At 37.9% G+C, this 9292-nt stretch carries 6 protein-coding genes and 1 pseudogene; 3 read left to right on the top strand and 4 right to left on the bottom strand.

What is annotated here, in order from left to right; genetic code table 11:
• Positions 1–187, bottom strand: a pseudogene (locus A3I7_RS13275) (IS4 family transposase); the annotation flags it as partial.
• 39 nt (positions 188–226) lie between these two features.
• Positions 227–532 (bottom strand): hypothetical protein, encoded by a 306-nt coding sequence (locus A3I7_RS13800; protein WP_018376590.1) that lies wholly within the window; start codon positions 530–532, stop codon positions 227–229.
• A 235-nt stretch (positions 533–767) separates the two neighbouring features.
• Here A3I7_RS13800 and A3I7_RS0109780 point away from each other — a divergent pair, with 235 nt between their 5' ends.
• Positions 768–2684, top strand: coding sequence for an ABC-F family ATP-binding cassette domain-containing protein (locus A3I7_RS0109780; protein ID WP_018376589.1), 1917 nt, complete (start codon positions 768–770; stop codon positions 2682–2684).
• A 464-nt stretch (positions 2685–3148) separates the two neighbouring features.
• Positions 3149–5947, top strand: coding sequence for a GBS Bsp-like repeat-containing protein (locus A3I7_RS0109775; protein ID WP_018376588.1), 2799 nt, complete (start codon positions 3149–3151; stop codon positions 5945–5947).
• A gap of 169 nt (positions 5948–6116) precedes the next feature.
• Here A3I7_RS0109775 and A3I7_RS0109770 read toward each other — a convergent pair whose 3' ends face one another.
• Entirely contained in the window at positions 6117–7325 is a 1209-nt protein-coding gene (locus A3I7_RS0109770) for a cation diffusion facilitator family transporter (protein ID WP_018376587.1), read from the bottom strand.
• Between the two features lie 251 nt (positions 7326–7576).
• Positions 7577–8905, bottom strand: coding sequence for an alanine/glycine:cation symporter family protein (locus A3I7_RS0109765; protein WP_018376586.1), 1329 nt, complete (start codon positions 8903–8905; stop codon positions 7577–7579).
• A 226-nt stretch (positions 8906–9131) separates the two neighbouring features.
• Between A3I7_RS0109765 and A3I7_RS12800 the strand changes: the two genes are divergently transcribed.
• On the top strand, positions 9132–9292 hold a 161-nt coding region (locus A3I7_RS12800), incomplete at its 3' end, for a helix-turn-helix domain-containing protein (protein ID WP_018376585.1).

The following is a 9292-nucleotide window of genomic DNA, read 5'->3' as shown; positions in this document are numbered from 1 at the left end:
AATCTAAATCAAGTAGCTCTTTGGCTAAGGTATTACCACCCATGGTCAGTATAGCTTGAATCATGGTTTTCATCGTTAGCTGACTTTTCCGACTAAAATCTTTTTCAGGATGAAGCACAAACTGGTTTGCGGTGGAAACGATGTTGTTAATACTATCAAGTAAATGAGCTTTAATCTGATCTAACATGACTTTTCCCCTTTTATTTTTAGTGTACCATAGAAAAAACTAACCTACCACAAAACGTGATAGGTTAGTTAACTTAATGACATTGGAGTGCAAGCTGCTTTTTTTGACGCTGTCTTTATATTTTGGCAGCCAATCGTTAAACGCGGTAGCAAATAGCGCATCGCTTTCTTTTAAGTGTTCTAGCTTATCGGCTATCTTGTCCTCTAAAAGCTTCTGTGCTTCTTTCTGTGCACGATTTGAGCCACTTTCTAGGGTAACGGATACCCTACGACATTTTTCGGTGTATGGGTCTTTGTAACGCTCAAAATATTTAAACTTACCGTCTGGTGATTTTTCTTTCCACATTATTTTTACCTCATTTCTATGTTAAAATGGGCATAGTAAAGCGACCTCTGCATGCAGTTGTTTTACTATAAAGTCTCATTATCCCTACACTAAAAATTTGGCGAAGGCGAGTGTAGAGATTTTTTGTTTAGCTTAGCAACTCTTCTGTGCGCTTATATGGTTTAAAAGGACTCTTTGGAAGAGATTTTTCTCATTTTTTATAGTTTAAATGAATATGATTTGGTAAAATAGAATCATGATTATTTTACAAGGAAATAAAATTGAGCGCAGTTTTTCAGGTGATGTGCTCTTTGATAACATAAATATTCAAGTAGATGAACGTGATCGTATTGCTCTTGTTGGGCGTAATGGAGCCGGAAAATCCACTCTCCTTAAAATTTTGGTGGGAGAGGAAACTCCAACATCAGGTGAGGTTAATGTGAAACGTGACCTAACTCTTTCTTATTTAGCTCAGGACAGCCGTTTTGAGTCAGAAAATACGATATTCGATGAAATGCTCCATGTTTTTGATGATCTTAGGGCAACGGAGCAGACTTTACGCTCCATGGAATTGCAAATGGCTGAACTTGATGGAGCAAATTTTGACAAACTAATGAATGATTATGATCGTTTGTCAGAGGAGTTTAGAGCAAATGGTGGTTTTACTTATGAGAGCGATATTAAGTCTATTCTCAATGGCTTTAAGTTTGATGAGACTATGTGGAATATGACAATTTCTGAGCTTTCGGGAGGTCAAAATACGCGATTGGCTCTGGCAAAGATGTTACTTGAACGCCCAGAACTTCTAGTTTTGGATGAGCCAACTAACCATCTGGATATTGAGACTATTGCTTGGTTAGAGAACTATCTTGTCAACTATCAAGGAGCATTGATTATTGTTAGTCATGACCGCTATTTCTTAGACAAGGTAGCCACGATTACTCTCGATTTAACGCCGCATAGCTTGGATCGTTATGTAGGTAATTATTCCAAATTTATGGATTTAAAAGCAGAGAAGATTGCCACAGAAGAAAAAAATTATGAAAAACAAGCTAAAGAAATTGCCAAACTTGAAGATTTTGTACAACGTAATATAGTTCGGGCTTCAACAACCAAACGCGCGCAAGCACGTCGTAAGCAGTTAGAAAAAATTGAGCGTTTGGATAAGCCAATTAGTGGTCAAAAATCGGCTCATATGACTTTTCACGCGGATAAGGTTTCTGGGAATGTTGTGTTGACAGTGGCTAATGCGGCCATCGGATATGAAGGTGAGGTTCTGGCTCAGCCAATTAACTTAGATGTCAAAAAATTCGATGCGATTGCTATCGTGGGACCGAATGGAATTGGCAAGTCAACTTTCATCAAGTCAATTATTGGTCAAATCCCTTTTATTAATGGCCGTTCAAGCTACGGTGCTAATGTGGAAGTGGGCTATTATGATCAGATACAGAGCAATTTGACTCGGACAAATACAGTTCTCGATGAACTTTGGAATGATTTCTCTACAACGCCAGAGGTTGAAATTCGCAACCGGTTAGGTGCTTTTCTTTTTTCAGGTGATGATGTTAAAAAATCGGTGAACATGCTGTCGGGGGGAGAACGAGCACGTCTTTTGTTGGCTAAACTATCCATGCAAAACAATAATTTTCTCATTTTGGACGAACCAACTAACCATTTAGATATTGACAGTAAGGAAGTGTTGGAAAATGCCTTGATTGATTTTGATGGAACCTTACTTTTTGTCAGTCATGACCGCTATTTTATCAATCGTGTTGCAACTAAAGTTCTTGAAATTTCTGAAAATGGTTCTCAGCTTTATTTGGGTGATTATGATTATTATTTGCAGAAAAAAGCAGAGCAAGAAGAACTGGCTCAGCTGACTATAAACTCGCAACAAAAGGAGCAGTCTTCTCAGCCTGATAGTAAAATTTCAGATTATCAAACTCAAAAAGCTAATCAAAAAGAGTTGCGTAAACTCAACCGTCGTATTTCAGAGATTGAAGAAGAACTGGAAGACATCGAAAGTCGTGAGCAAGAAATTAATGAGGCGATGATGACGACTAATGAAGCAACTCAGCTTATGGATCTTCAAAAAGAATTGGATGCTATCACAAATCAACAAGATATACTTATGCTTGAATGGGAGCAACTTAGTGAACAACTTGACAAATAATATTTTGTTAGTCGGATGAGAAGGTAGTTAATTCTATATTTAACAAAAAAGATTATCTTGCATAAATTTTGATTGTACTAGTAAATTTGGTTAATATTACTATCCTTTTTGCTAGAGATTCACAGAGAATCTATAAGTGAAGTTTGTGACAGTTGCTTGGGTGACCGAGTTTTATGCTAACTATCTGGTTTATATCCAGATGATATGTTTTGTCATGGCTTAAGCTGTCTTGGTATAAGTGTAAACATTAACTGTTCAGTTCATTTTTATAGCTAGGCTTCTTATGTGGTTCTATCCGAACAGTATAAGATCAGTTTTTATAAAGAAGATACATGTCATTAGAAAATAGTTACATGTATTTTCTTTATATGTATACCATCTGGTTTGATTAAAGTGTGTTTATTTTTGACAACTATTATGGTAAAATGATGAAGAAATTAAGATCGTTTTTCATGGAGAATATTATGAGACAAAAAGGACATGGAACAATTAAAAAATCAAAAGCCTACGGTGCTATTGGCACCTTGTTGTTGTCGGGGGCTTTAATTGCTACCTTGGGGACAGCGAGTGTTAGTGCAGATGAAACAACAGTGATTGTTACAAATGATAGTACGACTAAGCTAGTTACTGATTCATCAACTACAGTAAATAGTAACAATGAAGCTACTATAGTAGCAGAAGATGCTATCAATGAAGAAAAGAATCAAGATAATATATCAATCAATAATGAGCCAGCAACGGTTTCTGAAGACAGTCAAACTAATGTTCAGGAACAAGCAAAGGCTGGAAAAGATACGAACTATGAAACATTAGAAGAATCATCAGATAATACAGAAAACTTACAAATAGTTACAGAAATTTCTAATGGTGAAACAAGCAAGCAAACAGAAGATGTTACAAAAGATGTTGTGACCGATTCTCAAGAATCTAATCAAGCTAATGAACAAAAAGCAACTGCTGAAGAACCAACTGATAAAGTAAGCGTTGAACGTGGGGCGACTGGAAATGTTACTAGTGAAGTAACAAGTGTTACTCTAGCAAGTAATGGATTTAATTTACAATACAATCAAGCTATTGCGAGTGGAGCTAAAATAATGTTTGCCGTTTGGTCAGATACCAAAGGTCAAGATGATTTGATTTGGTATACTGCAGACGATAACGGAAAAGCAGTTGCTAAATACACTGGTTCTTATGGTAAGTACTATGTCCATACCTATCAGAACCTCAACAATAAAATGAATGGCTTAAATGCTACATCAATTGCTATTCCAAAACCGAGTGCTAAAGTAACCGTTACAAAGGCAAGTGCCACAGCTTATCAAGTAACAGTTTCAGAAGTGCCAGTATATATTACAAGCGTGACACTGCCAATTTGGACCGAAAATAAGGGACAAGATGATCTCATTTGGTATAAAACAAGCAAAAATTCAGCGACTACATATTCAGCAACCATTAGTATTGCGGAACACAATCTTGAAAGTGGAAAATATAATGTCCATGTTTATGGGACAAGTGCCGTTACTAATTCTTTAACAGGTTTGTTGGGAACAAGTTTCCAAGGTGAGTTTGAAAATATTAGTGTTTCAGCCAGTCTCGAACAGAATGGTATTAATATCACGATACCAAGTGATGTTAGCAAGGCAATGTCCATTTACCACGCTGTCTGGTCTGCAAAAAACGCCCAAGACGATATTGTCTGGTATAAAGCGGATAGTTCAGGTAAGACCACAGCGAAATATACAGGTGATTACGGAACCTACTTTATTCATACCTATGGCGTTGTTAATGGGCATATGGTAGGTTTGAATGCCACAAGTATTAATGTTGTTAAACCTAGTGTCTCTGTAGATGTGACTAGGGTCGGTGAAGTATCTGTCAAGGTTACTGTTAGAGATGTTCCAGTTTACATGACAAGTATTGTCTTACCAACTTGGACGGAAAACAAAGGGCAAGATGACATTAAATGGTATCAGGCTGCTAAGCAAGCAGATGGTAGTTATACGTATACAATCTATGCGAAAAACCATAATTTTGAGTCTGGACATTATAACATTCATGTTTATGGTACAAGCCAAGTGACCAATTCTTTTATTGGGATAACATCGACAAGTGGTATTGATTTCATCTTTAATCAAAGTTTAACAAATCCAACTGTAACCGTTCAAAATCAAAATACTGCTAATGGGACGTTGCAAGTTGTAATTGCCGAAACAGAGACTTCTAAAGAAATTGCTAGTGTTGCAGTAGCCGCTTGGTCACAAGAAAAACAGAAAAACATTTACTGGTATACAACTTCAAGTGTGGTCAACGGGAAAGTGGTTGTGACAGTTGATGAAAAATACCACCATAATATCTCGGGTAACTACACAGTCCATGCTTACGTAAAAACCAAAGATGGCGAAACGATTGGTTACAATCTCGGTCAATATACTTTAACGAACAAGCAAACAACTGCTAATGTATCAACAAATTATAAAGGTACAGGTATTTACGCTGTCAGCATTTCAGGTGTTTATTCAAGTGGAGCAGTAAAATATGCCGTTTGGTCTGATACTAACGGACAAGATGATCTTAGTTGGTATGATGCTACAACATCAGGAACAAATGCAACTGGTTTAATTAATGTAGCAAACCATTCCGGAACGGGAACGTACCATCTGCATGTTTATCAATCTGATAATGGACAGATGTACTTCTTAACCTCAACTGATTTCACAGTGAAACGCACTAACTACAATACCCCTTATTACAATCAACGTGATGGACGTTGGGGTGGTACCCGCTATGGTTACTACACACTGGCTTCAACTGGTTGTGTACCAACTAGCCTTGCCATGGTTTTTTCATCATTGACCAACACTGAGGTTCTTCCAACCACAGTTGCAAGTTACCTTTACAACAATACTGTTGAATTTAACCGAGGTACGGAAGGAACAACTGGGAATGGTATCTTGATTGCCTCTCGTCAATGGGGCTTGACACCGACTATTATTAATTCCTCAGCAGCTTTAACAAGTACTCTCAAAGAAGGGCATCATGTGGTGGCAGCCGTCCAACAGGATAAATTCTCACCGTGGGGTTATGGTACTAGCCACGAAATCGTTCTAAAAGGGTACTCAAATGGAAATACTTATGTTTCTGACCCATACAATTCATCCAATAATGGTTGGTATCCAATTGCTTCGCTTTGGAATGAACAAAGTACGCAAAGCGTGGATACTCGTGGCTTAGGAAATCCATTTGTCAAAATAACAGATATTTAATCATACTTATCCATCCGAACGGACAAGTAATAGGATAAGCCACTAGCCAGCGTCTAAAGACACTGGCTAGTTGTATGATTCAGCTTGTGAGTAGAGGCAAAGTTGACAAGAGAGGACATTTTTGTCTTCTTTTCTTTATGTCTAAAGCAATTAGAATTAACTTAATGGCCTATATATCACAGTTTGTTTGATTAATTGGTGTTATTTGATGGAAGATAAGAAACCAAGTTTCATGACGTCGCCAAATACTGGTATGTTTTTGGTTATTTAGTTCATAGGTGACGAGTTTTGTTTTTTGGCTGATAGATTGAATTTTAAAATATTTGAAATTACAAGTGTAATATTCCTGTTGATCTAGAAAATCTTCAGCGGTTAGAAAGTTTCCATTCTCATCAACCATTAAGAAGGTTTTAGAGATGTATTTCTCATAATCGGGGATTTTAGAAAGAATTATTTTTTCGTTTTTATAAATTTTCTTAGAAACATTTTCAAAAATTTCATCTTCGGGTATGGAAGCAGGTTCGACATGGATGTCAATATCATAGACATGAAATTGATCACTTAATAGACGTTCTACTTGTTCAGTAATGGCATGGCTTTCGTAAACCGATAAATCTGGATTCATTTCTAGAACAATATCTAAATAGACATTGCTACCATAGTTACGTCCGCGTTGTGATTTGACTGCGGAGATTTTTGGAATTTGGAGGATGGCTTTTTCGTATTCTTTAAGTTGCTTCTCGTCAAAGCCATCGGATAAGCTAAAGGCGCTTTCCATAAAAATATCATAGGCTGTCTTTAAAATTAGATAAGTGATAATAATGGCCGTGATACGGTCAATAATAGGGAGGTTAAGAGATGAGGCAAGGATGGCAACAGAAGTCCCCAGTGAAGTTAAGGCATCAGACAGATTGTCTTTTGAAGCCGCTACAAGGGCACTTGACTTGACTTTTTTGGAAAGGGAGCGGTTATAAAGATAAACTCCAAACATGATAAGAGCTGAAATTAATCCTACAATTGCACCAATCGGATCAATCTTTGCACTTTGTCCAGAGAAGAGTTTCTGGAGAGTTTGAATGAGCACTTGAAAACCTACGATAAACATGATGACCGAAGTAATCAAGCTAGATAAATCTTCTATTTTCCAGTGGCCAAAACGGTGATTATCATCTGCAGGTCGGCTAGCTAAATGCAGCCCGATAAAGAGCGCTACATTTCCCATAATATCGGAGAGATTGTTGAAGCCATCAGCAATAAGAGAAGATGACCCGAGGAGATAGCCTGAGAGTAATTTGCCAATGGTAAGTGTTAGATAGGCGATAATACTGACAATCGGGCCTCTTTTTGCTAATTTGAGATTTTCTGCTGGTGATGCCATATTTTCTCCTTTGTTTGAATGTATTTGTATTAAAAATCGAGTTTCTATTTCGTTGAAGCAACAACATTGCCGTTATATGTTTTAACCCAAAATTGTGTGTAAGTAAGTGTCACTGTAAATGAAGAGGGCGCATTTTCTGCGTTCTCTTGCGCACTGAACTCAGAGGTGACAGTACGAAAAAATAGCTATTAGTACCCATTATACCACAATTTCGATATGAAAAACCGCCATATATTTCAGGCGGCTAACGACTATAATTGTGAAAAATAACGTTTTGTTTCCTTGATAATGATTGGTGATAGCCCAAGGAGTGCAATAAGGTTTGGAATAGCCATGAGACCATTAACAATATCAGCAAGAACCCAGATTAATTCAAGCTTAAGAAAGCCTCCAAGTGCAACCATAAGTACAAAAATTAAGCGGTAAACGGGAATGGCACGTGTACCGAACAAGAATTCAAAGCAACGTTCTCCGTAGTATCCCCATCCTAAAATGGTTGTAAAAGCAAAAAGGACCAAACTAATTGTTAGTGCGAAAACACCAAAATTTCCAAAAACAGTTGCAAAAGCATGCTGAGTCAATGTTGCGCCGTTGAGATTGCTAGACCAACCTCCAGTAACGATAATAGCTAAACCTGTCAATGTACAGACGATAATGGTGTCAATGAAAGTTCCAGTCATGGATACCAACCCTTGTTCGACAGGTTCTTCGGTTTTGGCTGCCGCTGCTGCAATTGGAGCTGAGCCGAGACCAGATTCGTTTGAGAAAACACCGCGTGCAATACCTGATTGAATAGCAATCATCATAGTAGCGCCAGCAAAGCCACCTGTTGCCGCTTGACCTGTAAAAGCTGATTTTAAAATGAGGGCAATACTTGGAAGGATATTACCAGCGTTGAAGATAAGGACAATGAGTGCAGCCAGAATATAAATAATGGCCATAAAGGGAACAATTTTTTCAGCTACTTTAGAAATGGATTGGATACCCCCAAAGATAATAATCGCAACAATGACAGCAAGTATGATACTGACAATAGTAGCAGGCAAACCAAAGGCGTTATTTAATGACTCTGTGATGGAATTGACCTGAGTGAAGGTTCCAGATCCAAGGAGGGCGACCATGACACCAAAAATTGCAAAGACAATAGCTAGCGGCTTCCAGCGTTTACCCAATCCGTTTACGATATAATACATTGGACCACCAGCTACCTCACCATTGGCGTCTTTTGTCCGATATTTGATAGCCAATACCCCTTCTGAGTATTTTGTCGCCATTCCAAAGAAGGCAGCTACCCACATCCAAAAGAGGGCACCAGGTCCCCCAAGTTTAATGGCTGTCGCAACTCCGACAATATTTCCAGTACCAATAGTTGCTGCAAGGGCGGTGGCAAGGGCTGCAAAACTCGAAATGTCCCCCTGTCCCTTACTTTCAGCAGTGAAAATCAATTTTAAGGCTTTGGGGAGTTTAAAAACTTGGAGTAAACCAAGCCGTGCTGACAGGTAAATTCCTGTTCCAACCAAAAGAACAAGAAGTGGTGGTCCCCAGACAAAACTGTCCATGGACGAAAGAATTTGATACATAAAAGTCTCCTGAGTCTGATCATTCTTCTTGTTAGACAAAAGCTAACATTAACTTTATTATTATATAAGTCAGAAGTGGATTTGTCAATTTTTGAAAAATAGCACTTGCGCTAATAGGTATTGCCTAAATTCTCAAAGTAAATTCTAGTCTAACACCAAAACTGGAAATTAGACTGAGACAAAAAAATAAGGTAGAACTTACTATGGGACAAGTTGGTAACTGACAATGAAAAACAAACACTTAACTCTCTCTGATCGCAACGATATTCAAATAGGAATTGAACAACTTAAGCCCTTCTCAGCTATAGCAGCTAAGTTAGGAAAAGACCCGTCCACAATCTCAAAAGAAGTTCGGAGAAATAGGGTGATAAAAGAGAACTCTAGTAC

It is taken from the genome of Streptococcus orisratti DSM 15617 (genome assembly GCF_000380105.1).
GTDB classification, from domain to species: domain Bacteria; phylum Bacillota; class Bacilli; order Lactobacillales; family Streptococcaceae; genus Streptococcus; species Streptococcus orisratti.
Note: the sequence above shows the minus strand (reverse complement) of the source record. Positions and strands in the feature narration are given on the sequence as shown.